Genomic DNA, 20,908 nt, shown 5'->3' with positions numbered 1-20,908 from the left:
TCAGCTGCCGACCGGGATGGGATGGCGCTTGACCGGGATGTCCGGCGGCGGACGCGCGGTCGCCGGATGGTCGTTCTTGTTGGGGTCGTACACGCCACACGCCCCGCCGGCCTGCAGGACCGAAATCACGCAGCGGATCCGCTTGCTGGTGCCCGGGATCGGAATCTCCATCTCACGCACGCCCCGGCGGACCCAGTCCTGCAGAAGGCTTCCCCCCGGCAGCCAGTACTTGTCGAACATCGTCGGCTCGTAGCCGATATTGGGTCGATCCAGCCAGGTGCCGGCCCGATCGGCGTCCAAACGCGCCTGCTGGCGCGAGCCCGGCACGCCCGGCTTGACGGTGCTGCCACCCCCGGCCAGATCGTCCGGCAGCTTTGCGCTGCCATCGGCGTTGAACAGCCCCTGCCCGCCTGCATCGCCCGGCGTGGCCTTGCTGGCCGCGCCCCAGTCGTCGGCGACCTGCTGACCCGGCGCACCCCAGTCATCGCGTTGCGTTGCGCCGGCACCGTGCCGTGCGGCCTGGTTGCCCGCCGTCTCGCGCCCTGCCACAGGTGAGGAGGGGGCGCCGCTTGTCCCGGTCGCCGATGCGGGCGCCTCCGCCGGTGCTGAAGCAGTCGTGGAGGACGTCTCCGCAACGGCGCCAGCCGGGTTCACCGCCTGTGTCGACGCGGGGGCTGGCGACTGGGCAGCGGTCGCATCCGGGGTGGCGTCCATTGCGGCGCCGTCCTGCTGCGCGGCGGACGGTTGCGGCGCGGGGGGAGATGGGACATCCCGCAGGCGCACCTGCGCCGGTGCCGCCTGGGTCAGCCGCACCGGGGCGGCAGTCTCCGTCGGCCGGAGGTGCTGCATCTGCGGTGCCTGGAGCGTCGGGACCGGCTCGGGCATGGGGATCTCACGCTGCCGGACCTGGGTCGGCATCGCCTCCAGCGTGGGCACCGGCGTCGCGCGCGGCGCGACCTGCTGCACGGCAATCGGCTCCTGGGTCTCCACCGGTTCCACCTCGCGCAACCGGATCTTCGTCTCCGGCAGGCTGAGCTGCGGACTTGGCAGCGTGACCTGCGGTGGGGTCACCGGTGGCAGGACGAAGGACTGGGTGGGCTGCGGCGTTTGCGTCACCTGCAGGGGTTGCTCAGTCGCAGCTGACGTGGGCGGCTGCGGCGCGGGCTCGGCGGCCGCGACCGGTGCAGGGGGCTGCGCCTGCTGTTGCGGTTCTGGCTGGGCTGGTGGAGACGCGTTCGACGGCGCGGACGGCGCGGCTGCAGCCTGCGCCGCTGCTGGCGGACGGCGCGCGGACTTTGCCGGCGCTTGTGGAGCTTCATCAGCCGACGTTGCCGTTGCGGACGCTGCGGCTGGGGATGCAGGCGTCTGTGGCCCCGCGCCCCCGCCCTCCCCCTGTGTGCCACGCCCGATCAGGGTCAGTTGGATCCGTCCTTCCTGATCCTGCACTGGTGGCACCGGCACGGTGAGCATGCTTGCGAGCAGGAGAACAAACACGAAGCCCAGATGCAGCACCAAGCTGCCGATCCGGCCGACCCAGCGCGTCCCACGTTCTTCCTTCGGGGGCGGATCCCAGTGCTGCCACAACAGCGAGCGGGCCGCGCGCCAGCCCTCCATCGGCACGGGCCGCGCAGGCGGCCGGGCGCGCATCGCGGCGACCGCGGCAGCGGTGATGTGGGCGATGGGTTCGTAGGTCAGCTGGCCGTCGCGCGTCGGCGCGTTACGCAGCCAGATGCCCCAGCCGTGCGGCAGGCCCGTGGTCTTCTCGACGACGTGCACGGGCCGGCGCGCCCACAGGAAAGCGATGATCTCGGTGGCGGTCGTCACCGGGTAGCGTTGAGGTCAGGCAGCGTCGCGCGGCATGTACGGCGCTTGGCCGGTGTCGTGATCGGTCGCATCCCGCACCGCCGTTACGCCGGGCACGCGGGTCAGCAGCGTCTTCTCGATCCCCTGCTTGAGGGTCACATCGGCCATGCCGCAGCCATGGCAACCGCCGCCGAAACGCAGGAAGACCACGCCCTCGCCGGTCACTTCCTCCACGGCCACCCGGCCCCCGTGCGAGGCCAGTTGCGGGTTGACCTCATGCTCGACGACCCAACGCACCCGCTCGACCAACGATGCGCCTTCGGCGGGCGCCTTGCCCTTGATGTGCGGCGCCTTGATCGTCATTTGGCTGCCTGCCCCCTGGGTGACGAAATCGATCTCGGCATCGTCCAGCCACGGCACGCTGGCCGCATCGACATAGACCGTGAAGCCTTCACACTCCACGACCCATTCGTCGCCAGCCAGGTCGCGGGGCTCGGCGAACTCCAGCCGCGCATCGGCACGCGAGGTGCCGGCGTCCACCGCACTGAGCCTCACGCCCAGGCCGGGCGTGGCCTCGCGCTCGATGAGTTTGCGGAAATGGCTCTGGGCGGTGTCGGAAATCTGGATCATGCCCGTATTCTAACGGCCCGCCGCCGACACGTCAGAGCCACTCGTTCACGGCTCCCGGTGGTACGTTCAGCCGCCCGACCCGCGCGCCCAAGCCCGCGCCCTGCAGGAGAACCGCCATGTCCGACCTCATTCCGCTGGCCCAGGCCCATTGCCTGCCCCGCAGCGGCGCCGAGCACCGGCTCGGGCAGGCCCGCATCGCCGAACTCATGCCGCAGCTGCCCGGCTGGGAACTGGTCGAACAGGGCAAGGCCCTGAGTCGCACGTTCCGCTTCGCCGACTATTACCGCACCCTCGCCTTCGTCAATGCGCTGGCCTTCATCGCCCATCGCGAAGACCACCACCCCGATCTGGGCGTGCACTACGACCGCGTCGTGGTGCGGTTTTCCACCCACGACGTGGGCGGACTGAGCGAGAACGACTTCATCTGCGCTGCCAAGGCGCAGGCCCTGGACCCCGAACAATGAACCTCACGCCCATGAATCGATCGCTTCGCCTGTCCCTGACCGCGCCGTTGCTGCTGCTGGCCGCATGCAACCAGCCGCCGGCAGGCAACGAGCAGGCCGCCCCTGCCGCGCCCGCTGCCACCGAACTGACCGCCGTGCAGACCCCGCCGCCGCAGTATCCGCTGGAGGCGGCTTGCAACGGACAGGGCGGGACGACCACCCTGAAGGTGACCGTCGGCACCGAGGGCACGCCCACCGATGTCACCGTGGCCCATGGCAGTGGCAACGACGCCCTGGATCAGGCGGCCATGACAGCCGTGAAGACCTGGAAGTTCAAGCCCGCCACGCGCGGCGGTCAGCCGTTCGCGCAGACCATCAACGTGCCGGTGAACTTCCCCGCCCCGCAGGTGCGTCCGGACGCATGCTTCTCGCTGGACGAAAAGAAGCCCGCGCAGTCCTGATGCCGGCTTGGCCCTGGCCTTTACGCCAGGGCATCCAGCGCCGCCGCCAGATCCTCCGAAAGCGGCGCATTGAGCACGTAAGGGGTGCGCCCGGCGTCGAGCGCGAACTCCAGCGAGGCGGCGTGCAGGAACAGCCGCTTCAGGCCCGCCTGGTCCCGTAGCCGCTTGTTGGCCGCCGGTTCGCCGTACTTGTCGTCGCCCGCCACCGGGTGGCCGATGTGCTGGGCATGGACGCGGATCTGATGGGTGCGGCCGGTCTCGATCAGCACTTCGCAGTACGACTGCCCGCCACGGCGCTCCAGCACCTTGAAATGGCTCACGCTGGGCTTGCCGCCCTCGTTGACCTGAACGTGGCGCTCGCCGCCCTGCCGAAGCCCGACCAGCAACGGCGCATCGACGGTCATCACGCCATCGGGCATGCGCCCGGTCAGCAGGGTCAGGTAGCGCTTGCGGATGCCCTTGGTCGGGCCGGCATCCTCGCGCAGCAAGGCCTGCAGCTCGGTCAGGGCCGAACGCTTCTTGGCCAGGATCAGCAGGCCTGAGGTGTCCCGGTCCAGGCGGTGGACCAGCTCCAGGGATTGGTTGGGGCGCAGGGCGCGCATGGTTTCGATGGCGCCATGACTGATTCCGCTGCCGCCGTGGCTGGCCACTCCGGTCGGCTTGTTGATGACCAGCAGGCGCGCGTCCTCGAACACGATCGCCGCCTCCATCCGCGCCAGGAAGCCCGCCGGCGGCGCCGCGCGGGGGCCGGTTTCCTCCAGGCTCACCGGCGGAATGCGCACCTCGTCGCCCGGCTCGAGCTTGCGCTCGGCCTTGGCCCGCCCCCCGTTCACCCGGACCTGGCCGCTGCGGACCAGCTTGTAGACCAGGCTGCGCGGGGCGCCCTTGAGCTGTCCAAGCAGAAAATTGTCCAGGCGCTGGCCGCCGCGATCGGCGGGCACCACGACCATGCGGACGGCGCTACGGGCAGGAGGGTTTTCGGGGTTGGAGGGGGCGGTCATTTGTCCATCTTGTCTGTTACACTCGGCCTGCGAGATAAGGGTTTGATTTCGCTAGGAAGTTGCGTCACGGGCCAGAAGCCCAGCTTTCTTCAGCGAAGCCCGGCACAGTGCGCGACCACCGTCCTCGGGGCGGCCATGTTAGCGGCTCGCCGGCAGACCCCGACACCCGCCGGGTGCGTCAGACATCCGAAGCTGAACACGTCCCGCGCGGCGCAACCGGCCTTTGGGCCTGTCGCCGACGGTCCCGCAACACCGACATCGCAACAAAGCGCTCCCGCGGCTCGCCGTGGTGTCGAAGCGCTGGAAGCTCCAACCCGCCCCACCCGCGCTGCGCGCGAGGAGCGGCCGAACGTTCCAGAGGCAAAACGCCATGGTGTTTGTCGCGCGGTAGAGCGCGAGGAACACAACAATGAAACGTATGTTGATCAATGCCACGCAGGCAGAAGAACTGCGCGTGGCGATCGTGGATGGGCAAACGCTGTACGACATCGATATCGAGCAGCCCTCCAAGGAACAGAAGAAGTCCAACATCTACAAGGGCCGCATCACCCGGCTCGAACCCTCTCTCGAAGCGGCCTTCGTCGACTACGGCTCCGAGCGCCATGGCTTCCTGCCGCTGAAGGAAATCTCCCGCGATTATTTCCAGGCCGGCGTGGACCACCACAAGGCCGGCCTGCGTGAACTGTTGCGCGAGGGCCAGGAAGTGGTCGTGCAGGTCGACAAGGACGAGCGTGGCAACAAGGGCGCGGCCCTGACCACGTTCATCTCCCTGGCCGGCCGCTACATGGTGCTGATGCCCAACTCGCCCACCGCCGGCGGCGTCTCGCGCCGGATCGAGGGTGACGACCGCGCCGCGCTGAAGGCCGCCATGGACGCGCTGACCATCCCCGACGACATGGGCGTGATCATCCGCACCGCTGGCGTGGGTCGCGACGCCGAAGAACTGCAGTGGGACCTGGACTACCTGCTGAGCGTCTGGAAGGCCGTGGCCGAGGCCGCCCTGGCCAAGCCGGCGCCGTTCCTGATCTACCAGGAGTCGCGCCTGATCGTGCGCGCCCTGCGCGACTACCTGCGCAGTGACGTGGGCGAGATCCTGGTCGACACCGAGGAGCTGTACGCCACCGCGCAGGAGTTCATGCAGCAGGTGATGCCGCACAACCTGCGCAAGCTCAAGCACTACACCGACGACATCCCGCTGTTCAACCGCTTCCAGATCGAATCGCAGATCGAGGGCGCTTACGAACGCAACGTGCGCCTGCCCTCCGGCGGCTCGATCGTGGTCGACCAGACCGAGGCGCTGACCGCCATCGACGTCAACTCGGCCCGCGCCACCAAGGGCGGCGACATCGAGGAAACCGCGTTCCACACCAACTGCGAGGCGGCCGAGGAAGTGGCCCGCCAGCTGCGCCTGCGCGACCTGGGCGGCCTGGTGGTGATCGACTTCATCGACATGGCGTCCAACAAGCACCAGCGTGAAGTGGAAAACCGCCTGCAGAATTCGCTCAAGTACGATCGCGCCCGCGTCCAGCTGGGCCGCATCTCGCGCTTCGGCCTGATGGAGATGTCGCGCCAGCGCCTGCGTCCCAGCCTGGGCGAGTCCAGCCAGATCGTGTGCCCGCGCTGCGACGGCCATGGCCGCATGCGCAGCGTCGAGTCGCTGTCGCTGTCCATCATCCGCGTGGCCGAAGAGCACGCCATGAAGGACAACACCGGGCAGGTCCTGGTGCAGGCGCCGCTGGAGATCGCCAACTACCTGCTCAACGAAAAGCGCGGCGCGCTGCGCGAGATCGAGCAACGCCACGGCTCGCCGATCATCATCGTGGCCGACGAGCAGCTGCACACCCCGCACTACGAGGTCACGCGCCTGCGCGAAAACGAGCTGGGCGAAGAATCCAGCAAGCCCAGCTATCAGCGCGGCACCCCGCGCAAGCTGCCGGTGCATGCGTTGACCAAGGCCCAGCTCAACATCCCCGCCGCCCCGGCGGTGACCACGGTCAAGCACGCCCAGCCTGCCCCGGTCCGCCAGGAGCGCGAGGCACCGGCCCCGGTCGAACCCACGCCGGCCCCTGTCGCGCCTGCTCTGCAGCCGGCCGTCGCGCAGGGCGGCGTGGTCGGCTGGCTCAAGCGCGTGTTCGGTGCCGCCAGCGCCCCGGCGCCGGCCTCCCCTGCCACGCCCGCACGCGGCAACGACGGTCGCCAGGGTCGCGCCGAGCGTGGCAATGGCAACGCGCCGCAGCAGCGCCGTGACGCCAACCGCGGCCAGGGTGGCAATGGTCGCGGCGGCCAGAACGGCCAGCAGCGACGCGAGCGTGGCAAGGACAAGGAGGCGAACCAGAACAATGGTGGCGCTCAGCAGCCGCGCAATCGTGGCGAGCAGCAGGGCAAGCCGGCCAGGCAGCAGCCCAAGGCCAAGCAGCAGGAAAAGCAGCAGGACAAAAGCCCCTCGCCTGCGCAGGCCAACGAGCGGGGTCCCAAGCCCCAGCGTGAGCCGCAGCAGAAGGCGCCCGAGGTCCAGAGCGAGGTCAACCCCGCCGTTGCGGCCACTGCGCTCGCCCAGGGCGCAACCGTGGCGCAGCAGGACACCGCGCCGCAGACCGCTCCCGCCCCCGAGGCGCGCAGCGAAGCCCCTGAAGCACGCAAGCCTCGCGAAAAGAAGCCTCAGGTCGAGGACACCGAGACCCTGACCGCTAGCGCACCAGAAGGCCAGGAAGCGGCCGATGAGGCCAACGCGGCGCAGGACACAAGCGATGCGAACGAAGCCGATGCCGGCGATGAGAACGGCACCCCGCGCCGTCGCCGTGGCCGTCGCGGCGGTCGCCGTCGCCGTCGTGGCAATGGCGAAGGCAATGGAGCGCCGCACGACCAGAACGATGCGGACGCCGACCAGGCAGGCGATGAAGAGCCGGTCGTGATCGCGTCTTCTTCCCAGCCCGAGTTCGACTTCGACGATGCCGAGCCGGCAACGCCGGCGCCCGCGCCACGTGCCCAGCCTGCCAGCGCGCCCGTGACCGCGGCCGCGGCCGCGGCCGCAGCGGTTGCCGTCGCCGATGCGACGCCGGAATCCAAGTTCGAGCAGAACCAGGACGCCGCCGATGCCGCACCGCAGGCCTCCTCCGAACCAGCCGCCCCCCCGGCGCCGCAGGTCGTGACGCCAGCCCCGGTCGCCGTGGCAGTCGTTTCGGAAGTCGCGCCTGCCGAGGAGATCGCGCCGTTGGTGGTGGAAGAGACGCCGGCCACCGCAGCGTTTGCCGAGGTGGACATGCCGTCCGACGCAACCCCGGCTCCGGTGGAACCTGTCCTTGCCGCCGCGGAAACCGTCGATGCCGCAGGCCAGCCCGACCTGCTGGTCGCCGCCGAGGTAGCCCCGTCTGCCGCGGAAGCAGAAGCCGCGCAGCAGGCCGCCAAGCCTCAGCCGATCACGCCGCCGGCCGGTTCGCTGTTCTTCGCTGCCGACGTGGCCACTCCGCGTTCGGTGACCCGCCATCTGTTCGAGCCGGCGTCTCCGTCGCAGCCCGCGCAGGTGCCGAGCGAAGCGCACAACGACGATGCCCCCGCTGCCGGCGATACGGCAGGTGGCAGCGATTCGGAAAGCGAACGCAGCGCCTGATCGGCGCTGCACACCGGCGCGTGCTGGGTCAGACCACGCGCGCCGGATCCACCAGGCCGTACTGCGCGGCCAGGCGGGCCAGCGACACGGTGTCCTGGACGTTGACCTTCTGGAACAACCGCGACTTGTGCGTGTTGACCGTCTTGGGGCTAAGGCTGAGACGCCGCGCGATGTCTTCCTGTCGCAGCCCCTGGATGAGCAGCATGGCCACTTCCAGCTCACGCGGGGACAGCGCATCGAACGGTGACCCCGCCGTGTCCACGCTGGACAACGCCAGGTTCTGCGCCACGCTGGATCCCAGATAACGACGCCCGCGCGAGACCTCCCGCACGGCGCGCACCAGCTCTGCGGCATCCCCACCCTTGCCCACATAGCCCGAGGCTCCCGCCTCGAGCAGCCGCTTGGGCAACGGACCGTCCTCCAGCACCGAGACGATCACCACGCGCGTGCCATAGTCGCCGCGCACGATGCGCTCGGTGACATCCAGCCCGCTCAGGCCCGGCAGATGCAGGTCGCACAACACGACATCGGGCTTGAGCTTGCGGATCTCCGGCAGCGCATCTTCGCCATTCTCGGCTTCGCCGACGACGTCCATATCGTCCTGTCCGGACAGAATCATCTTCAGACCGGTCCTGACCAACGCATGGTCATCGACCAGGAATACCCGGATCATCATCCTTGCTTCCCCTTGTGCAAGACATCATCCCCTCCCCGCCTGCCAGACTAAACGCCGCCATCACGCGGAGCAAGTCAGTCACAAGACGCCAGTAGTGGGTCTGTTTGCATTCCCACACCTTACAAAGCCATCGCGAGCTCCTGGAAACTCTCCTGATGACCAACTCACTCGGCGCATCTGGCAGCCGAGCTGAGGCACCGGGGGATAGCAGTAGCATCGCGCCGCAGTTCACGACTACACCTCGCCCAGGCCAGCCGCTGCCGCAAGATGGGTAGCGCATCCAACTAAACCGCGGACCGCCAGCCGCTTCCGTGTTATTGAAAAAGAGGCGCACATTGCGTGCGCAAGCGCAGGAGATCGCGCTTGCCTCGCCGCTCGACCTGCCCTCATGTTTCCCTATGTCTATAGCGACAGGCTCGGACTCATCTGCGTTGGATTGGCCTGCTGCTGAGTCATGTCCAGTTGTTGTTGACGCACTTGGGTCTGTTGGATCGTCTGGGCCTGCTCCAGATTTTGTTGGGCCGGCTGCTGAGAGGCCTCGCGCCCATCAACCGCGACGTGGAAGAAGGGTCCTTTTTCCCCGTGCGGCGCATAGACAGCGAAAACGTTCTGTGCGCCATCCTGTCCGAGCCCCCCGCCGACCTTGTCAACCTGTCGAACGAGCGGATCCTCGGCTTGCTGCTTGTAAAGAGCGGCGCTGACGTTCTTCCCCTCTTGCTCGTTCCAGTTGCCCGTTCCTTTCACCCAGGCGTGGATGCGGGCATAGGTCTGATGGTCGTCATGAGCCGGGTTGTCGGCCAAGACTTGCCCGGGCCGGCTTATCGTCTCGGGTGCTCTTTCGGGCTGACTGGCTTGGTTGGGCCTTAGCTGCCGGACTTCAACGTATCGCTGCTGGTCACCGGAGGTATCCACAAAACCAAAGGCCTTGCCGGTTCCGCCAAGTCGGACCCCGGCTGCTTGGAGCTCTTTCGCCGAAACCCCCAACTCACCCAAATTCAGGCCAATCTTAGGCACACCGTGGGTGCTGGCGTCGGTGCGCGTCTTCCAGATATCTGCACCGGCCGAAACCACGTAACTCGCGTAATAAGCTTGGTAGTTGGAGGTGCCCATCATCCCCAGGCTGCTGGCTCCCTTATCGAACTGACAGGTGCCGACAGCATCCACCGCAGGGCTGTCGATGCGCCCGCCCGTGCGCTGCATTCCATCGTTATCCAAGCGAATCCCAGGCTCCAGGCGTCCGTTGGTTACGCACTCGGTGGTTGGATCCAGCCGCTTCAACAGTTCGGCTCGGCTCACGCCACCATCCAGGGTCTTTACCCGGCTGGCCACCGCGTTCATGCCGACCAGCTCTGCCAGAGCTTCATTCTGGCGGGAAGCATGGACGTAATCCTTCGCCAGCGGGGTGATATCAACCGTGGCATCGCCGTATTGGGTTCCGACCTTCAGCGCCTGATCGATGTCATGCGACAACTTGTAGGTGGTGATTTGGTTGGAGCGAGCCATCAGCGCGTGTCCGGTTTCATGACCCATGACTCCGGTCAGCACGTCTACCCGATCGGACTGTTTGGGAAACAAGAACACGTCCGAACTGATGTTGAGGGTTCGGCTGTCGTGACTATAGTGACCGCCCTCGTGGGGTCGCTTCGATACGGTCACGTGCTTCAAAGAGCCGCTGTCGATGGCCTGGGACATGGCTGACGCCAGGTACGGGGAGGACTCCACGGCCTCCCGCAAATCTCTTGCCGCCCACGGCGGGAGGGCGGCTTGCTTCTCGGTCTCCTGGAGCATCCGCTCGATGCGGGGGTCAAGCATCGGCCCGCTCCATTTCCAGGCTGACGACGGAAACGCAATGCGGGGCATCCCTGTAGTCGGGGGTAACCTCGATATAAAGCCCAAGCGAGGGCGCCACAATTTTGTGAAAGGTGATGCGCTGATCGTCGCCAAATGTCGGCACGAAGACCTTGAATCCTTCGGCCACCAAGGGCTTGTTCAACGCGTCATAAGTGAGAACGCAGGATTCAATCGGCGAAAGCACAAGTTCGACACGATGCCCCGGGTGCTTGGGAGAAGGCTTCCACACCGCCAGTTCATAGATGCCGATCCCAACCTTGCCGGTCAGACCACGCCGTTTGCCTCGGGCATCAGGCGGCAGCGAGAACCCCAGTAGCTGCTCCACCTTGTCAGGGTCAGAGTCTCTTTGCGAATGAAGGGCCTGGGCGAGCCGGAGAACCATTGAGTTCAGCACGGCAGACGTTTGCTCGGGGCCAGGCTTCAGCGCGGGATAGCCGTCTTCGTTGTCGACCAATGGAGAGGGATCAGATATTGCGGCATCGGAAATCGCGGCGGCGTTGTCCTGCTCTCGCTTGAGTTCTGCAGACAGGGATGCGTCCTGCATAGCGTGCTCCTGGGAGGGTTGCAGCGGTTGTGCGCACGCCGCCAATCCCGCCAACAAAACCCCCGATGCCGCTGACACAGCGAGGACTTTCCGGAAGCAGCGTCCGTTGCAAAGAAATTCCATTGACCCACTCATCTGAAGGGCATGGAAAGAGTGTATCGCCTACCTCGACAACATCGTCAAGGCAGTTAGAGGCTGCCCAGCCTTCAATGTAAAGGCCCAAGTGAGCCGGTTGGCGATGAATTCCGGCTCGGTGGTGGTGTGGTTAGTGCGCTTCTCGAAGGGCGAGAGCGGACCAGGATGTCGCTGTGCTTGGGGGCTGTGTCGGCGCTCCAATTCTGCGTGCATCTTCTGCGGCTGCGGCAGTGACGGTGCGGCCTTCCATGCCGACGCGTAGCACATTCAGCAGGTTGACCCGCTGTTCCAGCGTGGCGCGGTCACCGTGGATCGGCGTACCGACCTGCCGGCGCTCGGCGTCGTCAAGGAACTGCTGGCGCTGCTCGGCCGCTTCCAGCTCGGTGATTTTTGATTGCAGCGTGGCGAACTGCTGGGACTGTTCCAGGGTGAGGCTGCGCTTCTCGGTCTCGGCAGCGGCGAGGATGGCGCGGGCCTGCTGCACCTTGGCAGCGCGGGCGGCGCGAGGTTCTGCGATGGTCATTTGAGTCTCCGGGCTAAGGGAGTTCCCGGAAGCTCAATTAGTTACGCGCGCGAGGCGTCAAAGGAATCGCCCCTTAGACAGCACGAGACAATAGAATTTCAGCTAGAAGCACAAATTAGCGCAAAACCAAGGGTAAGCATGGGCGTCATACTTGACCACTCCAGCGGCATTGAGCACGCGAGATCACCCGCGATGCAGAGCCTGTGGGATCAACGCTGGGGAATTCAATATCTCGCGCATCACATGCGAGAAATCGAGCGTGAAAAGCTCAAGCCCGAAGTGATAGGACCAGGCCACACACTTTACCTTCAATCTCCCCATCCATTCGTATACGGCTGTTTCAACTGGTTCTCGACCGCGCTGATTGCTTATCTCCGACAGGTCAGCCTTTTTGAGACGATGCATTAAAGGGGATGGAACATTGACGACGTAATAGCTAATCGCCAAGCGATTAAAGATGCTGGCAATGAGTACGCTCGAACGATCGCGCCTATTGTTTACCAATGGCGGAATAAGGTTGGTGCTCACGCTGCTGCCGTTGACCCTCGCCCCAAAGACGGTTTAGCGCAATTACTTGAGTCAATCAGCTATTCCCTTGCTTCCTACCGTGATCGATATTACGTAGGAACTCAAACCCGCAAGATTTTCCTGCTAGAGAAGAATTTTAGATCGGACGAAAGCGAGAATCGAGAACTCATGGCGCGCCGGTCTTTGGTTGACGAGCTACCGGCAGCACAATGGTCGGTCACAGAGGTCTTCGAAGACCTCGCGCCGAGGATGTGGCCTGACCTCGATCTAAGCCCAGGATTTGACGATTAGACCGTTGATGGCTTTTTGTTGGCCCTTCGGAATACTCACTTCTATGTCATTGATTTTATTGACATAGTGGCGGAGAGAGTGGGATCGGATCAACTCGCACGTAACTCATTGATCCGTCAGCAGGGAACGTCTCGGATTGTTTCCTGTTTTGTTGCCCGCGATCATAGCGACCAAGCCGACCCGATTGCCAGCACATGTGCTGTCGATGGCCGACACCCAAGCCACGGAAGGACTGCCCAGGATGAGCAACAGCCACACCCCTCAAGACAGCCGCGTCGCAGTCTTGGTCGACTGCGACAACGTGCCCACCGATATCGTGGAGCACGCCCTGCGCATGGTGGCCCAGTTCGGCCGGGTCGTCCTGCGCCGCGGCTACGGCAACCACGCCACCCTGGCCAACAAGTGGCAAGAGGTCCTGGTTCGGCAGGCATTCACCCCGTGCCTTCAATACCAATACGCCTCGGGCAAGAACACGGCGGACATCGCTTTGGCGCTTGATGCTTTGGAAGCCCTATTCGACGGTCGCGCCGATACCTTTTGCTTGGTGACCAGCGACTCGGACTTTTCCTACCTCTGCCGCAAGCTTCGGGAGCGCGGTGCCACGGTCTGCATCGTCGGAGAACCCAAGACCCCGGACGCGCTGCGCAACGCCTGCGATCAGTTCTTCGAATGGGACCGCACGGCCCAAGAAGAAGCGACCGCGAAGCGCCAGGCGGCCGAGCCGGAGACATCAAAGGCGGAGACAGCCAAAGAAGAAGCCGCCCGGTCCGATGGCAAGCCGCTGCCGAAACGCCGCCCCCTGTTCCTGGTCGAAGCGGTGACGCTGCTCGCGGGGGACACCTCAGAGGGCAAGGTCGGGCTCGGGGCGCTTGGGCAATATTTGAAACGAACCGATCCGTCGTTCTCGCCCAACGTTTATGGCCATTCGGGCCTGCTCAACATGGTCAAGACCTACGACCTGTTGACCACCCAGCGAGAGGAAGCCGGCGGCTGGTCGGTAGGCTTGGCACCCAAGCCGACCGCCGCGGTGCAGACAGTCTGACTAAAGTTCAGATGTGTGAACCAGCGCTCGCCCTCCGCGCTTGTGGGTTCATGAATACGCGGTTGTATGCAGGCAACCCCTCAACGCTCTGAAGGAGCCGCATGCCCGCCGAAACCCAGTTAGAAATAGCCAGTTGCCTGCTTGGCCACTTGATACAGCACCACCCTACGCGCAACCTCCCCGAACGACTGGACGACATTCGCCATTGGCTCGACATGGCGGCCGAGCAGATGCGAACGCAGGGAGATGATGGTTGCTCCTCCGGCCAGACGCCCGCCTCCGCTGCTCCCAGGCCCACGCCATTCGTGCGGCGCGCAGTGATTGATAGGACGCTCCTGCCTCCCAACCCGCACGATGTCGGGCAGTGGCGCGCCTACAGGGCTCGTAAGGACGACGACCACCAGCCCAAGCCCGGTCGTCGGAAGCCCAGCATCCACTGAAGAAGTGGGAGCGCAGAAAAAGCCCCGCATCCGCGGGGCTTTCTTTTCAGGGGCGTGGCCCCCGTGGCCGTGGAGCAAGAACAGGTGCCGGTGCCGGTGGCGACGCATCAAACTCCTTTCCCACGATGGTGTGCGGGGACAGCGCCGCATACTTGAGCGATGCGTGCTGGCTCCACTCCTCCAGCTGGCCCGCTGCGATGGCGATCTCTGCCTCGCATGCGGCCTCTGCCTCTGGTGTGATGGATGCCTTGGCCGCTTTCAGCTCAATGGTTCGGGCGCGCAGGGTGGCTTGGCGCCGAGCCCGCCGCTGCGCCCACTCTCCGGTGGACCACACCCCACCGCGATCCGGGTAGTCGGCGTTGTAGTCCTCCAAGGACCGCTCAGCCATGTGGAAGAGCCGCTCCGCTCTTCCCACCGCCGCGACCCGCTGGGCGAACCTCGTCAGCCGCTTCTTCAGCCGGTTGAGCCCTTTCACCAGGATGGCGAGGTCGCGGCGCAAATCGCCCGGGTCCACGCGCTGCCCCCACTCCCTCAACTGCTGAAGCAAATGATGGGTGGCGGCCAACGCCAGCGAGGACCGAAGGACGACGATCTCAGCCAAGGTTTGCGCGGCGTCGGCGAGGAGGTCAACGGCTGACCGCTCGGGCACCTCGTCGTGATCGCGCGGCTTCGGTTTGCCGACTAAGTTCCTCATGCGGATGCCGGTCAGCCCGTAAATCTCCAAACCCGGGAATGGCGAGCTGTGGGAAGCGGGAGACCCGGACCGCTCACCTCGCTCCTTTCGCGCCTGGGCTTGGCTGTGCCCGCCCGGCACCGGGGCGGCCCGCCCTTCCCGCTCAGCCTGGGCCAGCAGGTCATCGAACGCCTGCACGTTTTCCTCCTGGATGCGGGCGTTTTCAAAACCCCGATCCGTTGTCAGGCCTTTGCGCTCAAGTGCAGATGCTGTCTTCCCCAAGTGCTTGGTGGGCTGCCGGGACAACGCCATGGCTTCCGCGATGTCGCCGCGGCCCAACGCGTCCTCGGCCTGGACCTCAAGCCGGCGGTGGTCCACCCGCTGGTCAACTCCCGCGGCCCTCAAGTGCTCATTGATGGTGGACGCGATGGTCTTGCGCACCCATTCGATCTCAATCTTCCCGGACGCACCGCCGTCCAGTTCTCGGGTCTTTTCCCCAAACCCTTCGCTAGTCAGCCGTCGGGTAGTCGCCAAGAAGTGAACGTGGTGGTTGAGCCCATCCCGTGAGCCTGGGGTGTGGATGCTGGCCTGGACTGCAAAGCCATAGCGCCCGATGAGGGCTTGTCCGATGGCCGTGGCGAGCTCCGAGCGCTGCTCGTCGGTGAGCTCGTGCGGCAGCGCCACCTCGAACTCCCGAGCAACGGTCGAGTTCTTCCGGTTCTCCGCTGCTTCCGCTGCCGGCCACAGCTCACCGGGGACAAGCGCCCAGTCCGGCGCGTCCTCGGGAACGAGGCAGACCGACTCAACGACGCCACCGCGGCGACGGTAGTCGTGGCGCTGTCCGGTGAGGTGATCGATGAGGAGAAGGCCAGCCCGGTAGGCAGCTGCCGCAACAGAGGAATCGCCGCGAGCGCGGCTAAAGGTTTTGACGCGAGAGTGGTAGATGGCCATGCAGGGCTCCAGATTGTGCTCCGCTCTTTATGCCGTGGCTTTTGACGTTGGCAAGCGCACGCGCTTGGGGTTCAAGGGGCGCAGCCCTTTGCGCACGCAATGTCGAAGACATTGCCTAAGTGCGCTCTTGCCTTCTTCGCTATCGCTCTGATTTTTCAAGTTTTGCGGAGTGAGCCCGTTCGAATATTTTCTTGCTGCTACGAACTTGACGAACGCCTATTCCTTGGTTGACTGGTCCCAAGCCAACTGGAGAAACGCATGACCGCCACCGATCACTACCGAGACCAAATCAAGCGTGCCACCGAACGCATGGCGCAACTCCAAGCGAAAGAGCTTTTAGCTAGCCAGCGCCGCGATTCGAAGGCCAAGGGATTAGCGAGACGGGAAGAAGCGAAACGACGTCAGCGCGTGGCCGACCTGGTTTTCCTGACCGGTGCCCAGGCATTGGACGATGCCGAGCTGGAGGCACTGCTCACCACTCATATGGGGGGCCGGGAGAGCTCGCTCCACTAACCATCCCTGGAAAGCAAGCTTCATCGGCCAGCGCTTTCAAGGGCCGCCAACGGTCATCCGCCGCGCTTGCTCGTGGCTTCCGCTACGGCTTCGTTGAGCAAGTAGTTGGGGCGTGGATGCATAGACTCCACCCTGCTGGGCGAGGACAGTGGCAGCGAGGGAATGCAGTGCGGCGTCTAGGAAAATCTCTTCGAAGTTTATGGAAGTGTTCTCTGAGGTTCACCTTCCTGGTGGCATGCAGAACATATCGCTCGCAGAGCCAAAGACCCACGAAGCCTTGACTAGAGCTGCATCCAACGCTTCGCCTCGACGATCACATCTCCTTCTTCACCCTCATGCGCCAAGTAGAGTGGCGAGTTCGCGATTCGCCAGCCCGTGGACATTGGCACGCGCTTGCGATTGGACGTAGAAAACCACAGATTTCGCCACACAAGAGCTGCGCGCGCAGGATTCTTTTTCTGCCCCAGTATCTTCTCGAGCTCCCCTCCAAGCAGGCGCCCCGCGTGTGGCTCGCGAATAGGTCTGGATTGAATACGCTCAATGTTCGCGCGCAAAAGTTCTTGGGACGGCTCTTCCCAGTAGCGCTCCACATCGAGAGGCTCGCAGAACTGCCTCAGCCGCCACACCAGCAGGTCCAAGGATCCCAGCTCGTGGTCCTCAATGGCATAGGAGTTGATGAAATACCGATCCGCATTCCAACGCACCAAGTTATCGAACGCTCTTCTCTCTCCCTCGGTGAGGGTCATTTCGATCTTCAGGGTCTGGTTGACAAGATCAAACGCTCGCGCCAAGTCGTGCCTCAACTTCTTAGTGTCTACTCGGTTCAATACCAAGATGCACTTGAGGTATTTTTCGATGGCTTGCTCCGCGGCCCAGAGGTATTGGGGATGTAACCTTGCTCTCATCGCTAGCCGCGCCGCGATGTAGTCACCGTCTCCCGTGTCTCGAAAGCACCGGATAGCAAAGTTATTGACTTTGGCACGCAGAGGCGGCGGATGCCACGCCGCCCTTCTGGCCGCGAGATCAGCTTCCCAGTCACCCATCGCCCCACATCCTCGTTTCTCAATGCCATCAGCAGGCCCCTAGACAACGGAGGTCGCGCAAACACCGTCCTTCGGTGCACCCTTGGACCAACTCTGCTCCGTGTCCTAGCGCACTTTCTTATCCTGCCAGCCAAGCCACAAGTTCCCGCACGCCAGCTGCGTCCGCGCACGCTGCATCCACCCCATCGCTTTCGACCTTCACCTGGAACGTCAACCAGGCGTGCTCCTTCTTTTCGGTCAGCCCAACATGAGGTTCGATGGCACCTCGGCTCCATAGCCAGATCGATCTGTTCCGAAGCTTTTTGACAAGTGCTTGGATGTGCGGCAATGCGTCTGCTCTCTCCGCCAGTAGCTCAAAAGCCTTTGAGGCCGGGCCCTGCGGCCCCTTTTTTGGCAGCCCCCCTTCGTCCAACGAGATCAGCCCGTCGTCCGCCATTGTTCTCAACGCCAATCTACAGGCAGCGATATCATCGTCGTTCGCATCCAGGAAACCATGCTTAGTGGCCTGCCGAAACGCGTAATCCAAGTCCACAATCGCACATGCTGGAAGGCCCAGTGCCTCAAGGATCTCCATGGACTTCTGAGTATCCGAGACGCCGCTCATCGCTACAATCGCGAGCGAGGACTGCCCCATGGTCTTACCGGACACTGCACTGAAGAGACTGGGGAGCAACCGGAGCTCTGTCTTTCCCTCGGTCAAGACCACCTTGTCAGCGAACAGCATCTGGGAAGAATTCGTCAGGCTGAAAATCTGATGGAGCTGATGCGTAGGCTCGGCGACCAGCTGCTCGACCACCGACTGAAGCCTAGGCCTTGCCTGGGTCCCCTGCGGATGCTTCTTCGTCATCAACAAAGCATTTTTGGCGTCGCGGGCGAGGATCATTTGAGCAGAGTGGGTCGAAAAGACGACCTGATAGCCTGATGCGGAAAGTGCCCTCAGTGCTTCGCGAACCTGCTCCACCGCGAACGGATGCATGAACAGCTCGGGCTCATCGATCAGCAGCAGGGTCACACCGCCCGCTACCGCGGCCCCTCGCTTCAGATCGGCCAGATGGCGAACCATCGCCATTTGGATTGCTCGCTGGGCACCGTGTCCGTAAGAACCGAAGGCTCTTCCTGTCCCATCCCCTTCATAGACCTTTACGGTTCCCGCCTTGATGAGATCGTTCAACACTGGAACGGGGAAGTCCAACTTAATGCTCACCCCAGGGAACAGATCGGAGATTTTTTGATTGATGGAGGCGTCAATCCTCCCCAGCTCTTCAAATCGTTCTGCACCCTCGGCGGAGAGCATTCCAACGATTGCTAAGAGGTGCGGCGATAGATCCGCCTGATGCCTTTCTTGAATAGCTGCAACCATGTCTATCAGAAGCTTACCAATCGTCGTGCTCGTCTTTGCCTTACTGGCATCCTCTTCCGCATCCTCCATAGCCCCGATGCGTATTGGATCCGGAAAAAGAGCAGAGATGGCCTGGTCAATGCCGGTCGGATTGGGATCCCACTCGTTCGTGTCTGGGTTCAACACAGTCAGTGAAACGCCACTACCAGACACTTGCTGAATTTTTCGGATGCAAAGCACGCCAGCACGCACATGCGGCTCGATCCTCCTTCGATGCTTCAACTCCAGCATGGCAAGGTCCTCTTCGGCGATGCCATACAGACGGCCGGATACCTCAATAGGAAGAAGTGGATCATGGAAGTCTTCCTCCTTCCATCGCCCCCCTTTTACCAACCACTGAAGTGCAGTGAGGCAGTTGCTTTTACCGCAGTTGTTCAACCCAACCAGCGGTGTGAACTCGGTCAACTGCAACTGGGTAGAGACGCACGAGCGGAAGTTGCGAATATCCAGTTCTGAAATGTAGACAGCCATTCACTTGCCCCCTGTTGTGGTTCATTACCCGATCACGGACCTAAGCTGCTCGGCCAGGCTGTTGCTCTTCTCGTCTTTCAACTTGGACATGAGGTAGATGCCCCTGCCTTGCTATTGGTAGCCAAAAGCTCGCTCACGTCCATTTTGGTGCTGTCTCCAAGGCCCGATCAGAGCTTACCGATCCGGGCGCCCGTTGGCACCCGAAGTGCATTCGGGTTCACACCCACCCCCTCGCGGCCAAGCTGACGTGCTGGCGACCGCCGATGACCAAGTGGTCCAACACGCGCACGTCGAGAAGTGCGAGGGCCTGTTTCAGCCTATCCGTGATTTGACGGTCGGCCTGGCTAGGCTCCGGATTCCCGGAGGGATGGTTGTGGAACAACAAAACCGCGGCCGCGTTGAGCTCAAGGGCGCGCTTGGCGACAACCCGAGGGTGGACTTCGCAAGAATCGATGGTCCCGCTGAAGAGGTGCTCGGTGGCGAGAATCTGATGCTTCGTGTCGAGGAAGAGGACTCCGAAGACTTCATGAGGCAGATGGGAGCAACGGGCCACTAGGTAGCGGCCGGCCTGCTCGGGGCTTTGGACACCGCCTTCCCGGTGGAGGCGTTGCTCCAGAATCTGAGCTGCGGCGAGCAGGATGCCCTCCTCGTCCATCGGGAGTTGGTATTGGGCCTTCCGGTCTTGAGTGGCGCGCTTCATCGGTTCTTTTCCACCAGCGCGTCGTGCGCCTCGTGGGAACCGACAGGCAAAGCGTTCGGCCCTACCGCACCCGCGAGTGAGCACCGCGGGAGCGGCGCGCAGCGGAGGGCCGGAACAACGCGTCAGCGGCGAGGAGGAGGCCTGTCCTTGCGGTAGGGGCAGCGAAGCCAGGATCCCCTTCGAGAGGCTCAGCGCTGAGAGGACAAGGCCAATTGCGCAGTCAGTCCACCAGCCGCTGGCACTCAACGTATGGACGCATGCAGGGCAGGATTGATGGGGCTAGCATCAATGCCTTCGCACGTGGAAGTCATATGACCGCCCCTCTCTTGGACGTGAGCAACCCTGCCAGTTGGCCCGAAGGGCTTCAACAAGTCATTGAGAGGCTGCGCCCGGTGTTCAGGGCATGGGAGCAGGACCGCCCTGAGAAGTCAGCGGCAGCGTTCGATGAAGCGATGCAGCAACTGGGCGATGCGCTGAGTCCGTTTGCCATTCGCGGCTTCTATTTCACCCGTCTTACGGATGATGAAGCGGCTGGCATACGAACAAGTGGCTTGGAAGTCCTGAGCACCGACCTGATAGCGCGCCGTGTTGCAGCTCGAGTCGAGCGAGGTGCCCTAACAACAGACCAAGCGGCGTATCTACTCAAGACCAATCAAATCCGGGACGCTAATCGCAGCGGGCAGGCTTGGTTCTGCTTCTATCCGCCGTGCGAAGTGCACGAAAGCGGCGTGAGGCGACTGTTGGAGCACTGGGGAGGCGAAGCGCTTTACAACTTCAACGCTGAGAATCGCGTGCTGGGCCCCCCTGCTTCGCACAATCGGCAGACCCGCCCTCGTCCAAGCTAGAGTTCCGGCCGCCCATTTGCGAAACAGTTTCGGACTGGCCGCGGCGGTCTATCAAGCAGATCTGGCTACCTACGGTATTGAGACGAGGGACCCGCCGGGCCGGTTTGAGGATTACAGCCGGTTCAACCTCGGGCCCGACCAAATCGAGCATGTCTTCCTTCACCCGGATGCTGATTTCGTTCGGCTCACGGAAAGCAACAGGTGGTCTTGGACTCCCAGATAACGTCACACACTTCAGACCAACCCTTAGCTCCGTAGGACGTGTTGCTTATGATCTTAGGTCCGTCACAGCTGAATCTCGTTAGGTCGCCTACAACCTCTAGGCCATCGCTGACCGC

Annotated in this window: 18 protein-coding genes; 6 read left to right on the top strand and 12 right to left on the bottom strand. The window is 63.7% G+C overall.

What is annotated here, in order from left to right; genetic code table 11:
• Together ACORQU_RS17165 and ACORQU_RS17160 are read right to left on the bottom strand one after the other, a co-directional pair.
• Complete coding sequence (locus tag ACORQU_RS17165; RefSeq protein WP_491642277.1) at nucleotides 1-1,824, bottom strand: hypothetical protein; 1,824 nt, start codon at nucleotides 1,822-1,824, stop codon at nucleotides 1-3.
• A 15-nt stretch (nucleotides 1,825-1,839) separates the two neighbouring features.
• Complete coding sequence (locus tag ACORQU_RS17160; protein ID WP_491642275.1) at nucleotides 1,840-2,433, bottom strand: NfuA family Fe-S biogenesis protein; 594 nt, start codon at nucleotides 2,431-2,433, stop codon at nucleotides 1,840-1,842.
• A 116-nt stretch (nucleotides 2,434-2,549) separates the two neighbouring features.
• On the opposite strand from ACORQU_RS17160, the gene ACORQU_RS17155 reads away from it, so the two are divergent.
• Complete coding sequence (locus tag ACORQU_RS17155; RefSeq protein WP_491642274.1) at nucleotides 2,550-2,897, top strand: 4a-hydroxytetrahydrobiopterin dehydratase; 348 nt, start codon at nucleotides 2,550-2,552, stop codon at nucleotides 2,895-2,897.
• Nucleotides 2,898-2,908: 11 nt separating this feature from the next.
• Nucleotides 2,909-3,337: an energy transducer TonB gene (locus ACORQU_RS17150; RefSeq protein WP_491642273.1), complete on the top strand. Its 429-nt coding sequence runs from the start codon at nucleotides 2,909-2,911 to the stop codon at nucleotides 3,335-3,337.
• A 20-nt stretch (nucleotides 3,338-3,357) separates the two neighbouring features.
• On the opposite strand, the gene ACORQU_RS17145 is transcribed toward ACORQU_RS17150, so the two are convergent.
• Nucleotides 3,358-4,338: an RluA family pseudouridine synthase gene (locus ACORQU_RS17145; protein ID WP_491642272.1), complete on the bottom strand. Its 981-nt coding sequence runs from the start codon at nucleotides 4,336-4,338 to the stop codon at nucleotides 3,358-3,360.
• A 409-nt stretch (nucleotides 4,339-4,747) separates the two neighbouring features.
• On the opposite strand from ACORQU_RS17145, the gene rne reads away from it, so the two are divergent.
• On the top strand, nucleotides 4,748-7,945 hold the full coding sequence (gene rne / locus ACORQU_RS17140) for a ribonuclease E (RefSeq protein ID WP_491642271.1): 3,198 nt from the start codon (nucleotides 4,748-4,750) through the stop codon (nucleotides 7,943-7,945).
• A gap of 28 nt (nucleotides 7,946-7,973) precedes the next feature.
• Here the strand turns inward: rne and ACORQU_RS17135 are convergent, their stop codons facing one another.
• The 5 genes from ACORQU_RS17135 to ACORQU_RS17115 all read right to left on the bottom strand — a co-directional run bounded on the left by ACORQU_RS17135 (nucleotide 7,974) and on the right by ACORQU_RS17115 (nucleotide 12,202).
• Entirely contained in the window at nucleotides 7,974-8,621 is a 648-nt protein-coding gene (locus tag ACORQU_RS17135) for a response regulator (RefSeq protein ID WP_271645999.1), read from the bottom strand.
• 402 nt (nucleotides 8,622-9,023) lie between these two features.
• Complete coding sequence (locus ACORQU_RS17130) at nucleotides 9,024-10,433, bottom strand: hypothetical protein (protein ID WP_491642269.1); 1,410 nt, start codon at nucleotides 10,431-10,433, stop codon at nucleotides 9,024-9,026.
• Nucleotides 10,426-11,016, bottom strand: a complete 591-nt coding sequence (locus ACORQU_RS17125; RefSeq protein ID WP_491642268.1) for a hypothetical protein — start codon at nucleotides 11,014-11,016, stop codon at nucleotides 10,426-10,428. Before ACORQU_RS17125 ends, ACORQU_RS17130 begins: the two co-directional genes overlap by 8 nt.
• 265 nt (nucleotides 11,017-11,281) lie before the next feature.
• A complete protein-coding gene (locus ACORQU_RS17120; protein ID WP_491642267.1) occupies nucleotides 11,282-11,674 on the bottom strand; it encodes a hypothetical protein in 393 nt (130 codons plus the stop codon).
• A 183-nt stretch (nucleotides 11,675-11,857) separates the two neighbouring features.
• Nucleotides 11,858-12,202 (bottom strand): hypothetical protein, encoded by a 345-nt coding sequence (locus ACORQU_RS17115; protein ID WP_491642266.1) that lies wholly within the window; start codon nucleotides 12,200-12,202, stop codon nucleotides 11,858-11,860.
• Nucleotides 12,203-12,734: 532 nt separating this feature from the next.
• Here ACORQU_RS17115 and ACORQU_RS17110 point away from each other — a divergent pair.
• Complete coding sequence (locus ACORQU_RS17110) at nucleotides 12,735-13,535, top strand: NYN domain-containing protein (RefSeq protein WP_491642265.1); 801 nt, start codon at nucleotides 12,735-12,737, stop codon at nucleotides 13,533-13,535.
• Nucleotides 13,536-14,021: 486 nt separating this feature from the next.
• On the opposite strand, the gene ACORQU_RS17105 is transcribed toward ACORQU_RS17110, so the two are convergent.
• Complete coding sequence (locus tag ACORQU_RS17105; protein WP_491642264.1) at nucleotides 14,022-15,599, bottom strand: MobA/MobL family protein; 1,578 nt, start codon at nucleotides 15,597-15,599, stop codon at nucleotides 14,022-14,024.
• A 258-nt stretch (nucleotides 15,600-15,857) separates the two neighbouring features.
• Here ACORQU_RS17105 and ACORQU_RS17100 point away from each other — a divergent pair, with 258 nt between their 5' ends.
• Nucleotides 15,858-16,112 (top strand): hypothetical protein, encoded by a 255-nt coding sequence (locus tag ACORQU_RS17100; RefSeq protein ID WP_491642263.1) that lies wholly within the window; start codon nucleotides 15,858-15,860, stop codon nucleotides 16,110-16,112.
• A gap of 281 nt (nucleotides 16,113-16,393) precedes the next feature.
• Here ACORQU_RS17100 and ACORQU_RS17095 read toward each other — a convergent pair whose 3' ends face one another.
• From ACORQU_RS17095 to radC, 3 genes are all read right to left on the bottom strand, one after another.
• Nucleotides 16,394-17,155 (bottom strand): HEPN domain-containing protein, encoded by a 762-nt coding sequence (locus ACORQU_RS17095; protein WP_491642262.1) that lies wholly within the window; start codon nucleotides 17,153-17,155, stop codon nucleotides 16,394-16,396.
• Nucleotides 17,156-17,273: 118 nt separating this feature from the next.
• Complete coding sequence (locus tag ACORQU_RS17090; protein WP_491642261.1) at nucleotides 17,274-19,025, bottom strand: ATP-dependent nuclease; 1,752 nt, start codon at nucleotides 19,023-19,025, stop codon at nucleotides 17,274-17,276.
• Nucleotides 19,026-19,242: 217 nt separating this feature from the next.
• A complete protein-coding gene (radC, locus tag ACORQU_RS17085) occupies nucleotides 19,243-19,725 on the bottom strand; it encodes a RadC family protein (RefSeq protein WP_491642260.1) in 483 nt (160 codons plus the stop codon).
• Nucleotides 19,726-20,036: 311 nt separating this feature from the next.
• Here radC and ACORQU_RS17080 point away from each other — a divergent pair, with 311 nt between their 5' ends.
• Entirely contained in the window at nucleotides 20,037-20,570 is a 534-nt protein-coding gene (locus ACORQU_RS17080) for a hypothetical protein (protein ID WP_491642259.1), read from the top strand.
• The last annotated feature ends 338 nt before the right edge of the window (nucleotides 20,571-20,908 follow it).

This window comes from Pseudoxanthomonas sp. JC1303, from assembly GCF_058448525.1.
Note: the sequence above shows the minus strand (reverse complement) of the source record. Positions and strands in the feature narration are given on the sequence as shown.

What these genes read in the sequence shown, in the direction of transcription:
- ACORQU_RS17125 (WP_491642268.1), bottom strand. Translation starts at nt 11,016, where the DNA reads ATGCAGGACGCATCCCTGTCTGCAGAACTCAAGCGAGAGCAGGACAAC.
- ACORQU_RS17100 (WP_491642263.1), top strand. Translation starts at nt 15,858, where the DNA reads ATGACCGCCACCGATCACTACCGAGACCAAATCAAGCGTGCCACCGAA.
- radC (WP_491642260.1), bottom strand. Translation starts at nt 19,725, where the DNA reads ATGAAGCGCGCCACTCAAGACCGGAAGGCCCAATACCAACTCCCGATG.
- ACORQU_RS17155 (WP_491642274.1), top strand. Translation starts at nt 2,550, where the DNA reads ATGTCCGACCTCATTCCGCTGGCCCAGGCCCATTGCCTGCCCCGCAGC.
- ACORQU_RS17110 (WP_491642265.1), top strand. Translation starts at nt 12,735, where the DNA reads ATGAGCAACAGCCACACCCCTCAAGACAGCCGCGTCGCAGTCTTGGTC.
- ACORQU_RS17135 (WP_271645999.1), bottom strand. Translation starts at nt 8,621, where the DNA reads ATGATGATCCGGGTATTCCTGGTCGATGACCATGCGTTGGTCAGGACC.
- ACORQU_RS17130 (WP_491642269.1), bottom strand. Translation starts at nt 10,433, where the DNA reads ATGCTTGACCCCCGCATCGAGCGGATGCTCCAGGAGACCGAGAAGCAA.
- ACORQU_RS17080 (WP_491642259.1), top strand. Translation starts at nt 20,037, where the DNA reads ATGACCGCCCCTCTCTTGGACGTGAGCAACCCTGCCAGTTGGCCCGAA.
- ACORQU_RS17145 (WP_491642272.1), bottom strand. Translation starts at nt 4,338, where the DNA reads ATGACCGCCCCCTCCAACCCCGAAAACCCTCCTGCCCGTAGCGCCGTC.
- ACORQU_RS17120 (WP_491642267.1), bottom strand. Translation starts at nt 11,674, where the DNA reads ATGACCATCGCAGAACCTCGCGCCGCCCGCGCTGCCAAGGTGCAGCAG.
- ACORQU_RS17160 (WP_491642275.1), bottom strand. Translation starts at nt 2,433, where the DNA reads ATGATCCAGATTTCCGACACCGCCCAGAGCCATTTCCGCAAACTCATC.
- ACORQU_RS17150 (WP_491642273.1), top strand. Translation starts at nt 2,909, where the DNA reads ATGAATCGATCGCTTCGCCTGTCCCTGACCGCGCCGTTGCTGCTGCTG.
- ACORQU_RS17090 (WP_491642261.1), bottom strand. Translation starts at nt 19,025, where the DNA reads ATGGCTGTCTACATTTCAGAACTGGATATTCGCAACTTCCGCTCGTGC.
- ACORQU_RS17095 (WP_491642262.1), bottom strand. Translation starts at nt 17,155, where the DNA reads ATGGGTGACTGGGAAGCTGATCTCGCGGCCAGAAGGGCGGCGTGGCAT.
- ACORQU_RS17105 (WP_491642264.1), bottom strand. Translation starts at nt 15,599, where the DNA reads ATGGCCATCTACCACTCTCGCGTCAAAACCTTTAGCCGCGCTCGCGGC.
- rne (WP_491642271.1), top strand. Translation starts at nt 4,748, where the DNA reads ATGAAACGTATGTTGATCAATGCCACGCAGGCAGAAGAACTGCGCGTG.